This is a genomic window from Nocardioides sp. P86, assembly GCF_023712465.1.
In the GTDB taxonomy this organism is placed as follows: Bacteria; Actinomycetota; Actinomycetes; order Propionibacteriales; family Nocardioidaceae; genus Nocardioides; species Nocardioides kribbensis.
Map to the genome: position 1 here is coordinate 1,165,670 of NZ_JAMAYE010000002.1, position 15,635 is coordinate 1,181,304.

12 protein-coding genes and 1 tRNA gene are annotated in these 15,635 nt (G+C 67.9%); 8 read left to right on the top strand and 5 right to left on the bottom strand.

Annotated features, from left to right (window positions below):
• Positions 1-23 precede the first annotated feature (23 nt).
• Positions 24-2,033, bottom strand: coding sequence for an ATP-binding protein (locus tag M3673_RS19680; RefSeq protein WP_251534199.1), 2,010 nt, complete (start codon positions 2,031-2,033; stop codon positions 24-26).
• Positions 2,034-2,198: 165 nt separating this feature from the next.
• On the opposite strand from M3673_RS19680, the gene M3673_RS12885 reads away from it, so the two are divergent.
• Together M3673_RS12885 and M3673_RS12890 are read left to right on the top strand one after the other, a co-directional pair.
• The gene (locus M3673_RS12885) at positions 2,199-3,803 is read left to right on the top strand and encodes an NAD(P)/FAD-dependent oxidoreductase (protein ID WP_251534200.1); all 1,605 of its coding nucleotides are present in this window, start codon (positions 2,199-2,201) and stop codon (positions 3,801-3,803) included.
• 65 nt (positions 3,804-3,868) lie between these two features.
• A tRNA-Lys gene (locus M3673_RS12890) sits at positions 3,869-3,944 on the top strand.
• A gap of 62 nt (positions 3,945-4,006) precedes the next feature.
• On the opposite strand, the gene M3673_RS19685 is transcribed toward M3673_RS12890, so the two are convergent.
• From M3673_RS19685 to M3673_RS12905, 3 genes are all read right to left on the bottom strand, one after another.
• Positions 4,007-5,143: a tyrosine-type recombinase/integrase gene (locus tag M3673_RS19685; RefSeq protein ID WP_251534201.1), complete on the bottom strand. Its 1,137-nt coding sequence runs from the start codon at positions 5,141-5,143 to the stop codon at positions 4,007-4,009.
• A gap of 1,174 nt (positions 5,144-6,317) precedes the next feature.
• A complete protein-coding gene (locus M3673_RS12900; RefSeq protein ID WP_251534202.1) occupies positions 6,318-7,274 on the bottom strand; it encodes a hypothetical protein in 957 nt (318 codons plus the stop codon).
• 1,014 nt (positions 7,275-8,288) lie between these two features.
• The gene (locus M3673_RS12905) at positions 8,289-9,308 is read right to left on the bottom strand and encodes a helix-turn-helix domain-containing protein (protein WP_251534203.1); all 1,020 of its coding nucleotides are present in this window, start codon (positions 9,306-9,308) and stop codon (positions 8,289-8,291) included.
• Between the two features lie 122 nt (positions 9,309-9,430).
• On the opposite strand from M3673_RS12905, the gene M3673_RS12910 reads away from it, so the two are divergent.
• The 6 genes from M3673_RS12910 to M3673_RS12935 all read left to right on the top strand — a co-directional run bounded on the left by M3673_RS12910 (position 9,431) and on the right by M3673_RS12935 (position 14,920).
• A complete protein-coding gene (locus M3673_RS12910; RefSeq protein ID WP_148615818.1) occupies positions 9,431-9,751 on the top strand; it encodes a 2Fe-2S iron-sulfur cluster-binding protein in 321 nt (106 codons plus the stop codon).
• Between the two features lie 15 nt (positions 9,752-9,766).
• Entirely contained in the window at positions 9,767-11,158 is a 1,392-nt protein-coding gene (locus M3673_RS12915) for a cytochrome P450 (RefSeq protein ID WP_251534204.1), read from the top strand.
• Positions 11,159-11,186: 28 nt separating this feature from the next.
• The gene (locus M3673_RS12920; RefSeq protein ID WP_251534205.1) at positions 11,187-12,365 is read left to right on the top strand and encodes an FAD-dependent oxidoreductase; all 1,179 of its coding nucleotides are present in this window, start codon (positions 11,187-11,189) and stop codon (positions 12,363-12,365) included.
• 145 nt (positions 12,366-12,510) lie between these two features.
• Complete coding sequence (locus tag M3673_RS12925) at positions 12,511-13,194, top strand: transglutaminase family protein (protein ID WP_251534206.1); 684 nt, start codon at positions 12,511-12,513, stop codon at positions 13,192-13,194.
• Between the two features lie 94 nt (positions 13,195-13,288).
• Complete coding sequence (locus M3673_RS12930) at positions 13,289-14,317, top strand: BtrH N-terminal domain-containing protein (RefSeq protein WP_251534346.1); 1,029 nt, start codon at positions 13,289-13,291, stop codon at positions 14,315-14,317.
• Between the two features lie 48 nt (positions 14,318-14,365).
• Positions 14,366-14,920 (top strand): PaaI family thioesterase, encoded by a 555-nt coding sequence (locus M3673_RS12935; RefSeq protein WP_251534207.1) that lies wholly within the window; start codon positions 14,366-14,368, stop codon positions 14,918-14,920.
• 12 nt (positions 14,921-14,932) lie between these two features.
• On the opposite strand, the gene M3673_RS12940 is transcribed toward M3673_RS12935, so the two are convergent.
• Positions 14,933-15,565, bottom strand: a complete 633-nt coding sequence (locus M3673_RS12940; RefSeq protein ID WP_148615813.1) for a TetR/AcrR family transcriptional regulator — start codon at positions 15,563-15,565, stop codon at positions 14,933-14,935.
• Positions 15,566-15,635 lie beyond the last annotated feature (70 nt).

A 15,635-nucleotide genomic window follows, 5' to 3' on the forward strand; every position in this document is an offset into this window, starting at 1 on the left:
AGTTGAACATTCAACGGCTCGCGTCAGGTGACGGCCGGGAGGTGCACGGTGAAGGTCGCGCCCTCGCCGAGCGCCGAGTCGACCTCCATCCGGCCGCCGTGGCGGGCGACGACGGCGTGGGCGATCGAGAGCCCGAGCCCGCTGCCGGGGATGGCCTGCTTCTGGGCGTTGGAGGAGCGGAAGAAGCGGGTGAAGAGGTGCTCGAGCTCGGCGGCGGGGATGCCGATCCCGGTGTCGCTGACGGTGAGCACGTGACAGGCCTCGCCCGGCCCGGCGCCCGCGACGAGGCGCACGCCCACCCGACCGCCGTCGGGGGTGAACTTCACGGCGTTGCCGACGAGGTTGATCACGACGCGCTCGAGCAGGTCGCGGTCGCCGACCACCGGCAGCGGCTCGTCGGGCAGGTCGACCTCGAGCACGGTCGAGCCCCGCTCCAGCCCGGGCGACACCACGGCGCAGCCGGCGCGCACCACCTCGCCCAGGTCGAGGACCTTCTCGGCCATCCCGAGGCCGTCGTGCTGCACGGTGGAGAGCGTGAGCAGGTCGTCGACGAGGCCGAGCAGTCGGTCGCTGTTGCCGATGACCCGGCGCACCGCGCGGAGCTGGGCGTCCCCCAGGGCGCCGAAGTCGCCCTCCTCGAGCATCTCGAGGTAGCCCACGATGCTCGTGATGGGGGTGCGCAGCTCGTGGCTGACGCTGGAGATGAAGGCGTCCTTGACCGCGTCGACCTCGCGGAGCCGCTCCAGGGCGTCCTGCACCGCCCGCTCGGCCTCGAGCCGCTCGGTGACGTCCTCGGAGATGCTCAGGTAGCCGACCGGACGACCGCGGTCGTCGAGGATCCGGTCGAGGGTCATCGAGTGGGTGCGCTCCGTGCCGTCCTTGCGCACGAAGCCGATGTAGGCGCCGGCCTGACCGGGCTCGAGCATCTGTCCCGCCACGGTGTCGAAGTCGTCGGCCACCCCCAGCTCGGCCGCCTTGGCCCGCACCCCGTGAGGGCTGTGCAGCATGGTGGACTCGCGCCCCATCACCTCCTCGGCGGTGTAGCCGAGCAGCTGCTCGGCGCCGGGGTTGAAGAGCGTGATGCGACGCTCGAGGTCGGCTCCGATGATGGCGTCGGAGGCGCTGTGCACGACCCGCTCCAGGGTGTCGCGCTCGGCGGCGGCGGTGCGGGCGGCGCGGATGTGCTCGCCCACGCGCAGCAGCAGCGGCACGACGATCAGGGCGCAGGTCGCGATGAAGGCCGAGAGCAGCACGCCGCGCAGGTCGGGGTCGAGGTCGAAGCGTCCGGGCGCGTCGGTGAACGGCCCGCGACCGGAGGCACTCATCAGCACCGCGAACGCCAGCACCGCCACCAGCTGGGCGAGGGCCTCGGGGGCGCGCAGCCGCAGGGCGCTCCAGGCCAGCACCGGCACGACGAGGAAGACGATCGAGGGCAGGTCGCTTGGCACGAACACCGCGGGGGCGACGCTCAGCACGGCCGCCCACTGCAGCACGCGCTCGCCGCGACCGGCGAAGGCCGCGTGGTCGGGCAGCCGCGACCACATCGGGGTCAGCACCAGCTGGGAGCCCAGGTGCGAGACGGCGAGGGCCAGGACGACCAGGGCCGGGTCGCCGAAGCCGGTGAGCGCCGAGGTGAGCCCACCCGCCGAGGCGCCGACGGCCGCCCCCGCGAGGCACGCCACGACGTAGCGGCGCAGGTCGGCGTCGTGGCGCAGCCGCCAGCGGCCCTCCTCACCCTGCGACAGGACCGCCCACACCACGACGGTCTCCAGCGCGATGCCGGCGCCGTACCCCACCGCGACGTCGCCGGGGCGCCCGCCGAGCCGGATGGTCAGCACCGCGAGGGCGAGCACGAGCAGCGCGAGCACCGGCACGGCGCGACGAGGGGCGAGCAGCAGCAGGCCGCTGGCCAGGCCCACGGGCCAGATGCCGATGGCGTGGCCGGTGTCGGGCGCTGCCGACACCGCGGCGAGGCCCATGGCGCCGGTGAGCAGCGCGAGAGCCGCGACGGCGAGCAGGCGAAGACCCGGCACGACTCCCCCTCCCGGTGTCGGTCCCGGCCTGAGTGAAGCACGCCCGCCGCGTCGGCGGCGCCGGTTCACCACGACTCGGGCGCCACGGCACGCTGAGAGACGTCTCAGCCGCGGTCGGGCGAGGCGCGTGGCGCGGCTCGGCGCCGCGAGCACTACCGTGGCCCGATGAGCTCTTCGGGTGCGCCCACGCGGTCCTCCTACGACGTCGTCGTGGTCGGCGGCGGCCACAACGGCCTGGTCTCGGCGGCCTACCTCGCGCGCGCAGGTCTCTCGGTCCTGGTGCTCGAGCGCCTCGACCACACCGGCGGCGCCGCCGTCTCGGCCCCCGCCTTCCGCGGCCACGACGTGCGCCTCTCGCGCTACTCCTACCTCGTCTCGCTCATGCCCGAGGCACTGATGCGCGACCTCGACCTCCAGGTGCGCCTGGAGTCGCGCACCACCGCCTCCTACACCCCGACGTCACGCGACGGGAAGGCCGGCGGGCTGCTCGTGGAGCGCCCGGAGGGCCCCGCCACGGCGCGGTCCTTCGCCGACCTCACCGGGGGCGAGGAGGAGTACGCCGCCTGGCGCGAGTTCTACGCCGACGTCGCCGACCTCGCCCACGCCGTCGCCCCGACCCTCCTCGAGCCGCTGCCCGGCGAGCGGGCGCTGCGCGACCGGGTCGACCCCGACATCTGGCGCGACCTGGTCGAGCGCCCGCTGGGCGAGGCCGTCGAGCGGCGCTTCCGCGACGACACGGTGCGCGGCGTGGTGGCCACCGACGCCCTCATCGGCACCTTCGCCTCGCTGCACGACCCGTCGCGCGTGCAGAACCGCTGCTTCCTCTACCACCTGATCGGCAACGGCACCGGCGAGTGGCGGGTGCCCGTCGGGGGCATGGGCGCGATGACCGACGCGCTCGCCGCGGCGGCCGGGCGCGCGGGCGCCGAGCTGCTGACCGGCGCGGGCGTCTCGGCGATCCGTCCCACCGGCAAGGGCGCCGACTCCGGCGCCGAGGTGACCTTCCACGCCGGCGGTCGCGACCACGTCGTGAGCGGGCGCCACGTCCTGGCCAACGTCGCGCCGTGGGTGCTGGAGATCCTCCTCGGCGGCGCGGAGGACGCGGCGACGAAGCCCGAGGGCTCGCAGCTCAAGATCAACCTGCTCCTCGACCGACTGCCCGCCCTGCGCTCCGGTGTCGACCCCGCCGTGGCCTTCGCCGGCACCCTCCACCTCGCCGAGGACTACACCCAGCTGGAGCGCGCCTACGCCGACGCCGCCGGCGGGTCCGTGCCCACGGCCCTCCCCGGCGAGGTCTACTGCCACACCCTCACCGACCCCTCGATCCTCGAGTCGGCCGCCGGCTCGGGCACCCACACGATGACCTACTTCGGCCTCCACACGCCCGCCTCGCTCTTCGCCGACCCCGCTCGCCGCGAGGCCGCCAAGGCCGAGGCGGTCGCCCGGGCCATCGCCTCCCTCGACGAGCACCTCGTCGAGCCGCTCGCGTCGTGCGTGGCCCGCGACGCCGACGGGCAGCCGTGCATCGAGGCCAAGATCCCCCAGGACGTCGAGGCCGACCTGGCCATGCCCGGGGGCCACATCTTCCACGGCGACCTCGAGTGGCCGTGGGCCCCGGCCCGTGCGCGCCTCGACACCCCCGCGCAGCAGTGGGGCGTGCAGACCGCCCACGACGCCGTCCTGCTCTGCGGCTCCGGCGCCCGTCGCGGCGGCGCCGTCTCCGGGATCGCTGGCCACAACGCCGCCCAGGCCGTCCTCGCCTCCCGCTGACCGGTCCCCCTCCGTCGATTTCGCCGCCCGGTGGCCCGCTGGTAATGTTCTTCTCGCTTCACCGCGCGGCATTAGCTCAATTGGCAGAGCAGCTGACTCTTAATCAGCGGGTTCGGGGTTCGAGTCCCTGATGCCGTACCACCACCGCCCCTGACCTGCACAAACAGGTCCGGGGCGGTTCTGTGTCCGGGCGGGTTACCCGTTTACTCCCCTAATATGTCCATAGGCGCCACGCCCATCACGCCGGCCAGGACGATCGACGCTCCGGCTGCAGGCTGGCGGCGGTCGCTGTAGCGGTCGTAGGTCATCGAAGGTCGGGCGTGCCCCAGCACGTTCGCGGCCTCGGTGCCGCTCAGGGTTTTCGTCACCAGGTCACCGACGGTGGTGCGGAACGTGTTGGCGCTCGCCCACGGCATCCCAGCGTCGTCAAGGACACGACGCAGGTGTCGGCCGACGTTGCGTCGGTCTCGGACCGTCTCTCGACTCGCAGAATCCCACCGACCTGGCGTATGAAAAACGAATCCGTCCGTCCCGTATCGCTCGCTGCGCACCTGCAGGCGCGACGTAAGCCAGGCAGGCATCGGGACCCGACGGTCGGCGCCGGTCGTCTTGGTTCCCTTGATCCGCACCACACCCACGTCGAGTGACCCGCCGTCGGCATCAACGAGGCACAGGTCTGCCCATCGGATGTTCAGCGCCTCGGAATGACGGGCGCCCGTGCCGGCGAGGAAGTGCACCAGGTCCACCAGGTCGTAGTCCTTGGCCGTTTGATGTTCCCGGGTCACTTTGAGCACGTGGCTCAGCTCGGCGAGCGTGAACGCACGGTCTGCGTCGCGCGTCGTCTCCCTGGGGGCGACAGCTGGGTTCTCGACATCGCGCATGCGGTTGCCGTCGAGGACGTCGTGGCGCACACCCAGGGTGAGGATGCTCGAGACCACAGATCGTGCGGTCTTGGCTGACCCTTTCCCGTGGCCATCGGCGACCGTCTGGAGGTACCGCTCCAGCACCGGCACCCGGTTGACCTCGCGCAGCGACAGGTCGGCGATGCTGCTGCTGAGCACCAGGCGCTCAAACGAACTGCGGTACTGCTTGATCGTGTTCGGACTCAGCTTGCCTCCGGGTCGCTCGATACGTTCGAGCCACCACTCGCCTGCGGCCGCCAGTGTCATCTCAGGCCGCAAGCCGACGGCTTTGGCCGGAGCCTGCCGATCCACTAGGGCGGCCTTCAGCGCGGTCTCGGCCTTGGCTCGCGTCGTCCCGAACTTCGTGACGTCTCGGACAGTGCCATCGGAGTCCCGGAACTTTGTCCGTGCCTTCCACCGCTGCGCCTTCGTGCCCACCGGCGCGGTCTCCCAGCGACCCGTGTCCGACACAACCTGCGGAGTAACCGCGATCCGTCCTGAGGTTCCGAGCGTCAGCCGAGGACGTCCCATCCCCAGATGCTATCAAGATGAGGGATCAGATAACGGGGTTGGAGACCCCAATCTCGACCTGCGCAACAGCGCGATCAGACCTCGCCCTCACCAGCAGTGCGTGACGCTCTGAGCCCAAGCAGCGGCAGAGAGACAACGCGGTGCGGGACCGGCTGGACCGGCTGGACCGGCTGGACCGAATCACTGTCTTTGACGGCCAGACTGACAGGGTCTCGCAGTGCTACCGGTTGGCCTGTTGAGAACAGCCAAGCCTCCGTCGGCGCGAATGTAAATTCAGTCTGGGGCGCGCTCAGGGCGGCCCCTGCTTCCTAACTGTGCTGCTCGACCGGCGCGTCCGCCACGAACTTGCGGTTATGAGGCACTGGGAGGGCGGACCCGACGGCGGCCAGGTCCTCGACGGGTGGTGCCGTTCCCGGGTGCCACACCGTCGGCGCTGCCCTGAGCGAGGGGTCTCCGCCGCCCTCACCGCCAAAGGAAACCGCTGTGCTGTTTCAGGTTGCCCGTTGAGCTGTACAGGCGGGCGGCAAGCTCTGGGCGGCATAGAAAGACGTTCTAGGCAGCCGTCGGGCGGGTCGTACTAGACGAAGGAACGTCCCCCTGGTGCGGTATCCGGGCCTGGTGTCTCAACCCCACCGAAGGCGGACGTTGATGAAAAACGCTAACGCCATGGCTTGCTGGGGTGGAGTCTTGCTCAACGACCGCAACAGGAACGCGCGGCTGGGCCAGCTGCGCGCGGCAGTCTCAATAGGTAACGCGAATCGTCGTCGGGATCGACTTGGCCGATGAGAAGCAGATGGTTGCTGTCTGTGATCACGACTCGCGAGTGCTCGCACGAGGCACGTTCCGGTGCCAGGCTTAAAAGGTGGGCCAGGCCCTGGACTGGCAGCCGGTCACTCCGCGGACGCGGCAGCGTGCGAGTTCGCGACCCCGACTGACGAGCAACTTGAAAGTTAATCAAAGATTGAAGGGATTGATACCTCGTTCACAAGCCCTACCCGGAGATGTTCTGTTGGCGGGACCGCGACTCGTTGGATCGCGCGTTGAATTGCCTTCGCGGCCGCCATCCCGCCTGCCGCACTCTTCAACGGACAGTGTCATCGAGCGAGTTGACGAACGACAGCACGGCCCGTCGTACGGCCGGCGCCTGCTTCTCCAGCGGCAGAGCGCTTCCAGCGCCGGCGAAGCTGCGCCGCTCCAGGCGGGCACCGCCGGTGGCAGTGATGCCGTCGCCATCACGGCTCGCGTCAGCGCGACCGGACAGCACCAGGGTGGGTACGTCGACCGCCTGGCCCTGAGCGGCGAGGACCGACGACGGCAGACTGGCGACGTCGCCGCACGGGGTGCTGTTGCGCAGACGCACGGCAGCTCGCTGGACGCCGACCGGGGCCGACGCGAACAGCAACCGGCGGAAGGAGCGGGCGGTCTTGCCGTACGGCGCGAAGCCGGCGCCCTGGGCGCAGACCATGCCCTGGCCCCGCAGGGTCTCTAGCGTCAGCCTCGACGGGCTCGTCGAGACCGGCGACATCAGGACCAGGGCCTGGACGTCGCTGTAAGTCGCGGCCTCCAGCCGGGCGACGGTCGCGCCGGTGCCATGGCCGTGAAGGACGATGTGAGAAGCGTGCGGGGTGGCTGCGCGCGGACGGCCGGAAACCTCGTAAAGGCCGGCGTACAGCGCCTGCACAACGCGCCCGAGCATGGTGGCTTGGGCCCCGAGGCAGGTGGCGTCGCCGTCGCGCAGCGGGCTGCGATCGTATCCGAGACGGTCGAGGACCACGATGGTCTTACCCTTCTCGGCCAGGCGGGTGGCATAGTCCTGCTCGCGTCCCACGCGGCGGCCCTGCAAGTTCCAAAACCAACTGCCGGTTCCGGCATCGTGGACGAGCACGTGAAAGGTCTCGGACCCGTTGCGACCCTCGATCACGCGGGCCGGGCCGATTAGCCGGGCGCGCAGCGTGTGCGGACGGCCATCGGGAGCGGGCAGGCAGGCGACCTCAGTCTCGTTGTGGTTGACCACATCGAAACTAATTTCGCGGCTCATGACGCGTCGGCCAGCAAAATCACGGTCCGACGCTGAGGCAGTCACCGCGGTCGACCCGGTGGTGGGGGCGCCGGCGCTCGCGGGGGGGGCAACGGCGGTTAAGACCATAACCAGGGACAGTACGAAACCGAGCGCTGAGTGCGTCATGCTGGGCACTCTTCCAAGGGCGCCTGATGCGTCTCGGCGTCGTGCCAAACGAACGTAACCACTGCCATGACCAACTCCACTGTTGAGATCTGTGAGCTTGTCACTCTTGTCGCATCAGTCCGTCGTGGCCATGTTCACCCGAACCCGATTTGATGTGAATTCGGCTCACGGGGAGGTCCGAGGGTGGTGAAGGAACACGGGCGGGAACCGGGTGTCCCCTACACCGCGTTCGCGCAGCTGCTCGAGAGCGGCGCGATCTCGGCTGACCACAAGGCCAGATTTCTCGCCATCATGGCCCGTGAGGGTGCCGAGGAGGAAGTGCTGTCGAGGCCGGACGGGCAGGCGCCGGCGCGGTGGTTCAAAGAGGTCTACCCCGAACTCGACATCGACCAGGCAACGCGACTAGGTCAAGACTTCGCAGAGCACGTCCAACTGACGTCCTTCGGCCCGTTAAGCCTCCCGCTCATCAGCGCCGGTTCGGTGGCAGAGGTCGTAGAGCTTTTCGCATATCTTCCGCTCATCACGACTGCTGTCGCCACGCGGGTCCGTCCGCAACAAGACGGCCCTGGTTGTTGGCCTGGTGGGGAACACGGGCGATTCGGAGCAGGGCCGCTTAGTCGTCACCTACTTGTTCGTGGCCATGAAAAAGTACCCACTGGTGGCCAAGTAGCGGTCCCCAGTGGTGGCCAGAATTGAGTCCCCATCTTCGTCGTGTCGTAAGAGCCCGCGAGGTCCTGCGTGGTGACGGGGGCGGTTCCTCACCAGCCGACCGCCACCACGAGGGAGACCTCCATCGAAGAGCGCGAGGGAAGTTAATTTACTGAACTCAAGCTGCCTGAGCTCAGCAGGTTCTCAACTAGAGGACGTTTAGCCGTCAAGGCGCGGACGGAACTGGCGCGGTGATTGTCCGGTCCAACGCTTGAATGCGTGAGAAAAGTTTGTCGCATCGCTATAGCCGAGATCGGCGGCGACTTGATTAATCGATATAGATGGGTCGAGGAGCTGAAGTTTGGCACGCTCCAGCATCGAGGTGTGGAGTAGTTCGCGGAACGTGGTGCCCTCGTCGTGGAGTCGTCGTTTCAGGGTGCTGACGGACACGGACAGTTCGGTGGCGACAGTGGCGATGCGTTTCGATCCAGGCCCGTCGTCCAGTGACATTCGAACCTGCTCGGAGAGTGAAGGCGTTTTCGTCCGTTGGTCCAAAGCCTTCTCCAGATCTGCGATCGCAAGCCGGTACGCGGTGGGGTCCGAGAAGCGGCATACGTCGTCTAGCGTCTTGGCTGGTACGTGCAGGTACGTTGCCGGGGCGCCGAACATAAGGCGCGGGCCGAGCCCGGGCAGGTCACCGTCCTTCGACGCCGGCGACGGCCAGCCGCAGTGAAGCGTCATGTCCGATGTGTCGCCGACGAGTACGTGGATCAATCGGGCGAGGGCGTAGCCGCAGTACGTGACGACGAGGCAGTCCAGCTCCGAATCGCCCGTGTTCCCCACCAGGCCAACAACCAGGCCGTCTTGTTGCGGACGGACCCGCGTGGCGACAGCAGTCGTGATGAGCGGAAGATATGCGAAAAGCTCTACGACCTCTGCCACCGAACCGGCGCTGATGAGCGGGAGGCTTAACGGGCCGAAGGACGTCAGTTGGACGTGCTCTGCGAAGTCTTGACCTAGTCGCGTTGCCTGGTCGATGTCGAGTTCGGGGTAGACCTCTTTGAACCACCGCGCCGGCGCCTGCCCGTCCGGCCTCGACAGCACTTCCTCCTCGGCACCCTCACGGGTCATGATGGCGAGAAATCTGGCCTTGTGGTCAGCCGAGATCGCGCCGCTCTCGAGCAGCTGCGCGAACGCGGTGTAGGGGACACCCGGTTCCCGCCCGTGTTCCTTCACCACCCTCGGACCTCCCCGTGAGCCGAATTCACATCAAATCGGGTTCGGGCGAACATAGCCACGCCTGACTGCTGCGGCAAGAGTAGCGATCTCACCGATCTCACCGATCGCAGCAGGAGTTGGTCATGGCAGTGGTTACGTTCGTGTCGCACGACGGCGACACACATCAGGCGCCCCTGGAAGAGGGCCGCTCGCTCATGCAGGTCGCCACGGAGAACGCAGTACCCGGGATAGACGGCGACTGCGGCGGGGAGGCCGCGTGCGGGACCTGCCACGTGGTCGTCGACCCGGCATGGGCCGAACGCGTGGGGTCCTCCGAGGCCGGCGAGGAGGGGATGCTCGCCATGAACCCAGAGCGTGAGCCAACCTCACGGCTGTCCTGCCAGATGGTGCTCTGCGAGGCATGGGACGGACTCACCGTCCGACTCCCCGAATTCCAGATGTGACAACGAGGAGCTGACGTGACGAATATCCGCGAGGCCATCACCGCCAAGGTCCAATCCACCATCCCGATGGAGCGGCAGATCCAGGGCGCCCACCTCTACGACAAGACTCGGAGGTGGGTGACGGGGACGAACGGTCAGAAGATGTTCGTCGAGAGTCCGATCCCCCCTGTCGACGAGCTCGAGATCGGGGAGATTGATCTCAGCAACCCGTTCCTCTACCGACAGGGCCGTTGGCAGTCCTACTTCGAGCGCCTCCGAAAGGAGGCTCCGGTCCACTACCAGGCCCACAGCCCCTTCGGGCCCTTCTGGTCGGTCACCCGACACGCGGACATCATCGCGGTCGACAAGAACCACGACGTGTTCTCGGCCGAACCCTTCATCGTCATCGGCGTGCCACCTCGATTCATGGACATCGAGATGTTCATCGCCATGGACCCACCGCGGCACGACCTGCAGCGCCAGGCTGTGCAGGGCGTCGTGGCTCCGAAGAACCTGCGCGAGATGGAAGGCCTCATCCGGTCGCGTGTCCGAGAGGTGTTGGATGACCTGCCCGTGAACGAGCCGTTCGACTGGGTGCAGAAGGTGTCCATCGAGCTGACCGCTCGCATGCTGGCGACCTTGCTGGACTTCCCCTACGAGCAACGACGCAAGCTGGTCCAATGGTCGGATCTCGCGGCTTCGATGGAGCAGACCAACGGGGGTCCGTCGGATAACGACGAGGTGTTCGCCGAGATGCGGAACACGGTGCGGGAGCTCAGCGCCCTCTGGTACGACAAGGCGGCCCGACTTGCCGGCGGTGAGGAGCCTGGATTCGACCTCATCACCATGCTGCAGAGCAACGAGAACACCAAGGACCTGATCGACCGCCCGATGGAGTTCCTGGGAAACCTGACGCTGCTGATCGTCGGGGGCAACGACACGACCCGGAACTCGATGAGCGGCGGTGTCCTGGCGCTCAACCAGTTCCCCGAGCAGTTCGAGAAGTTGAAAGCCAATCCGGAACTGATCCCAAACATGGTCTCCGAGATCATCCGCTGGCAGACCCCGTTGGCCTACATGCGCCGGATCGCGAAGAAGGACACCATCCTAAACGGCCAGTTCATCCGCGAGGGCGACAAGGTCGTCATGTGGTACGCCTCGGGCAACCGAGACGAGGCCGTGTTTGAGCGACCCGACGAACTCATCATCGACCGGCCCAACGCCCGCAACCACATTGCCTTCGGCTTCGGCGTGCACCGATGCATGGGCAACAGGCTGGCCGAGATGCAGCTGCGGATCCTCTGGGAGGAGCTGCTCACACGCTTCGAGGACATTGATGTGGTCGCTGACCCCGAGTACGTGCAGTCCAACTTCGTGCGCGGGATCAGCCGGCTGATGGTCCGCCTGACCCCGAAGGCCACCGGGTGACCGGGTGACCGGGCGGCGGGCCGTGGTCGTGGGCGCCAGCCACGCCGGCGCCCAGCTCGCGGCCAGCCTGCGACAAGGCGGTTGGAAGGGCGAGATCGTCCTGGTCGGCGACGAGGGGACGCAGCCCTACCAACGCCCACCGATGTCGAAGGCGTACCTCGCCGGTAAGAACACGCTCGACCAGCTCGCCATCCGTAGCGCAGCCTTCTACGCGAAGCAGGAGATCACGCTCCTCGACGACACGGTGCAGGCTGTCGACCGGACGGATGGTCGCGTCACGCTCAGCCGCGGCGGGTCGCTGGCCTACGACGAGCTGGCGCTCTGCACGGGTGCCCGCGTCCGCCGGCTCGCTGCCCCCGGTGCTGACCTCTGCGGCGTCCACTACCTGCGCACTGCCGCCGACGTCGAGCTGATTCGCGAGGCCGCCTCCCCGGGGCGACGGGCTGTGATCATCGGCGGGGGCTACATCGGACTCGAGACCGCCGCCTCACTGAGCGGGTTGGGTCTGCAGGTCAGCGTGCTCGAGGCGACCGAGCGCGTCCTCGGACGCGTCACCGCGCCGGAGGTCTCGGCGTTCTTCGACCGCATCCATCGCGAAGAAGCCGTCGATGTCCGTACCAAGGCCACCGTCGAAGAACTGGTGGGCACCGATCGGGTCCAAGGGGTCGTCCTCGCCGGGGGTGAGACCGTCCCTGCGGACCTCGTCATCATCGGGATCGGCGTCGAGCCCAACACAGAGCTCGCCGCAGCGGCTGGACTGCAGGTCGACGACGGTGTCGTCATCGACGACCACGCGCGGACGAGCGACCCCGCCATCGTGGCCGCCGGAGACTGCACGAGCCATGACATGGCACGGTACGGGCGCCGTATCCGCCTGGAATCCGTGTCGAGCGCGGTGGAGCAGGCCAAGGTCGCCGCCGCCACCGCGTGCGGCAAGTCCCAGCGGATCACGGCACTTCCGTGGTTCTGGTCGGACCAGTACGACGTCAAGCTCCAGATCGCCGGCATCAACACCGGCTACGACGAGATAGTCCTCAACGGCGACCCCGCTGAGGGCCGCGACTTCACGTGCTACTACCTGCGACGAGGCGAGCTGATCGCAGCTGACTGCGTCAACCGTCCTCGGGACTTCATGTTCAGCAAGCAGGTCATCACCCGCGGGGGCCAGGTCGGCCGCGACGAGCTCGCTCTCCAGGCAGTCGGCTGACCGGTGCGCCCCCTAGGTCGGCTTGCGAGGATAATGTGACAGCGATGTACAGCCCGAACCACCAAGCCGACGACGCGTCGTCCGGGCTACGAGCCTCGGCCATGTCGGATCCCAACCCGACGGTCCGCGACAGATTGGCACAGCGATGAGCGAGACGATGTCCTTCCTCGAACCGACCGCCTTCCTCGACAGTGTCCATGAGGACGTCCGGGCGTTCACAGCCGACACCGTCGGCGAGGCCACCACCGATCGCGAGAAGGCCACTCGGCTGTTCGCCGCGGTCCGCGACTGGGTCTGGTACGACCCGTACACCGTCTCCGAAGACCCCGCCCACTACAGGGCGAGCCATGTGTTGGGCGCGGGCCGCGCCTATTGCGTGCCGAAGGCCGTGCTGTTGACGGCCGTTTGTCGCGCCGCGGGGATCCCGGCGCGTCTGGGCTTCGCCGACGTGCGCAACCACCTGCAGACCGAAACGCTCAGGGCGCGTATGGGTGGTACGGATCTCTTCGTCTACCACGGCTACAGCGCCATCCTCATCAACGGCCGGTGGCTCAAAGCGACGCCCGCCTTTAACAGCGAACTGTGTGCTCGGTTCGGCGTACCTCCCGTGGAGTTCGACGGTGAGCACCACGCGCTCATGCACGCCTTCACCGCCGACGGAACGCAACACATGGAGTACGTGCAAGATCGCGGTGTCTTCGACGACCTTCCTCTGACAGCGATCCTCGACGAGCTCCGCGTCACGTACGGACCGATGATCGCTGCGTCCGCGGACGTCGCAGACGATGCCTTCACGACCCGGTCCGAGGTCCCACCGGAGCTTGGTTAGCAGGACCACGTTCCTGCCGGCCCCGCGAACTGCAGCATCGACGACAAGGAACTACATGCCCCCCGCACCCCTGATCGAGGACTACCCCCATCGGATGGGGGGACACTGCGGTTCCGGTGCATTGCGCGATCTCATGCATTGGCACGGACTGGGTTGGGACGGCCCACCCGACGAGGGGCTTGTCTTTGCTCTCGGGGGAGCTTTGAGCCTGTCCTACATGCGGTCGGACGACCTCGTCCCCCCGCTGTACCTCGTAGGGCGAGGCGCCGACTTCGAGATCGATCTACCTGCTCGTCTCGGCGGCCGAGTGGAAGTCCTCGCCACCGACGATCCCGCGGAGGGGTGGGCGTGGGTGCGGGACGAGGTGGACGCGGGCCGTCCCAGCCTTGTATGGGCCGACATCGCCGAGCTGCCATACCTGCGGGTCCAGCTGCGCATGAGCCGCCACGACATCGTGGTCGTTGGCTACGACGACGATGAAAAGATCGCGTTCGTCGTCGACAATGACCGCGCGGAGGTACAGAAGGTGCCGTTGCACGCGTTGGCCCGAGCACGCTCCTCAACAGCGTTCCCCCAGCCGACCCGCCACTGCACCTACCGAGTCGACTGGCCGTCCTCGCTGCCGCCAGTCCAAGAGGTCGCGGCCGACGCCTTCCGCCAATCTGCAGCCACCATGCGCGGTGCGTCGCACCGCAGCATCGCAGGTGCCGACGCGACGACGGCCAGCGCCGCCGAGGGTCTCGCCGGAGTCGCTCACTTCGCCGCCGACGTCGCGACCTGGGCGTACCTCACCGAGGACGAACTCGAGATCTTCCTCTTCAGCCTCGGCGCCTTCATCGAGAAGGCAGGAACCGGCGGCGGTCTCTTCCGGCGACTGCTGGCCGACGGCTGCACCGAGATCGCGCGGCTGACCGGCGACTCCGCGACCGCGGAGCTGGCGAGCAGCGCCGATCGATGTGCGCAGGCCTGGACCGACGCGGCACGCGCCGCCGTCCAGCGTGACGCGCCGCTGCGGTCGCGGCTGACGAACGTGACCACGATTGTTGCTGGATTGCCGGACCTGGAACTGCGCATGGTCGGGGCCCTCGAACGTGCTGCCGGCTCGTTGGTGACGGCGCGTTGACCATCCGCACCACCACGAGCACCCGGACAGACGAGACAGGAGACCGGCATGCATGACGACCACGGACTAGGCGGCGTCGCCCACGCGGGCGACGAGAGCGGAGAACGTGAAGTCACCCACGATGACGTGATCTCCCGTTGGACGACGCACCTCGCCGGTCAGGAGACCGCGAAGGTCGGCCAGGCCCTACCCCCGCACTCCCCGGAGTGCGCCGGATGCGGGCCACTCAATCCCGCCGGCCTGCAGCTGCAGGCGGTTCGTACCGCAACGGGCGTGGAGGCGGTCCACGTCTTCTCGAAGACGCAGGTGGGTGCACCCGGCATCGCACATGGGGGTCTGGTCGCTCTCGCCTTCGACGACCTCTGCGGGTTCGCCCTCTACACAGTCGGGGCTCTCGCCGTCACCCGCAGCCTCACCATCGACTACCGAGCCCCCTTCCGGCTTCACCGCCCTTACACCTTCCGGGCCCGAGTAGCCGAACACGAAGGGCGTCGACTTTCAATCCGGGCTGACGCGTTGGACGCCGACGGTCATGAAGCCGGGTCGGCCGCAGCCACCTTCGTGACGGTCGATCTCGAGCACTTCAACCGGTCGATTCTGTAGCCGACCTCGGACCTAGACGCGAGGTGAGTCCTCCGAGACCCCAATCTCGTCGCCGGCAGCGCCTAGTCCGTCAAAGATGAGTCCGCAGATCGCGGAAGAAAGCCGCGCTGCGTCTGCGGCCTGATCAAGAGATGGTCCCTCAACTGCCCTGCTGAGGCCGGCCACGGTGATCGCGCCGAACACGCTCAGAGCCACCACGCTCGGATCAGCTACCCGGCGAAGCGACCCGTCGGACACGCCATCGGTCAGTAGTTGCTCAATCGGTTCGTAGAAAGCAGCGCGCAGGGCCACCGCCAGCTCGGGGAGCCGGGTCGCCCGTCCGAGATCGCCGACAAGGGCCCGGCACAGAGACGGGTACTCAAGCATCACTCCCAACTGCGCAGCGACAGCCGCCTCGAGCCGAGTACGGGCGTTCTCGTCACTCGACACCGCCACGCCGACTGCGCCGGCGATCATGTCCAACAGGTCGCTGAGGAGGAACTCCAGCACCGCGTTCTTGCCGTCGAGGTGGTAGTAGATCGTGGCCTTCGGAATGCCCGTTGCTTCGGCGATGTCTTCGATCTTGGTCCCATCCAAGCCACGCTCCGCGATCAGGTCGGCCGCGCCATACAACTGACTGGCCAGCTTCGCAGGCAGCTTTCGCATTCCTCTTACCTCGCTTCTCAAGTCACCAGAGGCGGTGTGTCAGCGCTCGACACCCTCGACGCAGAGACCA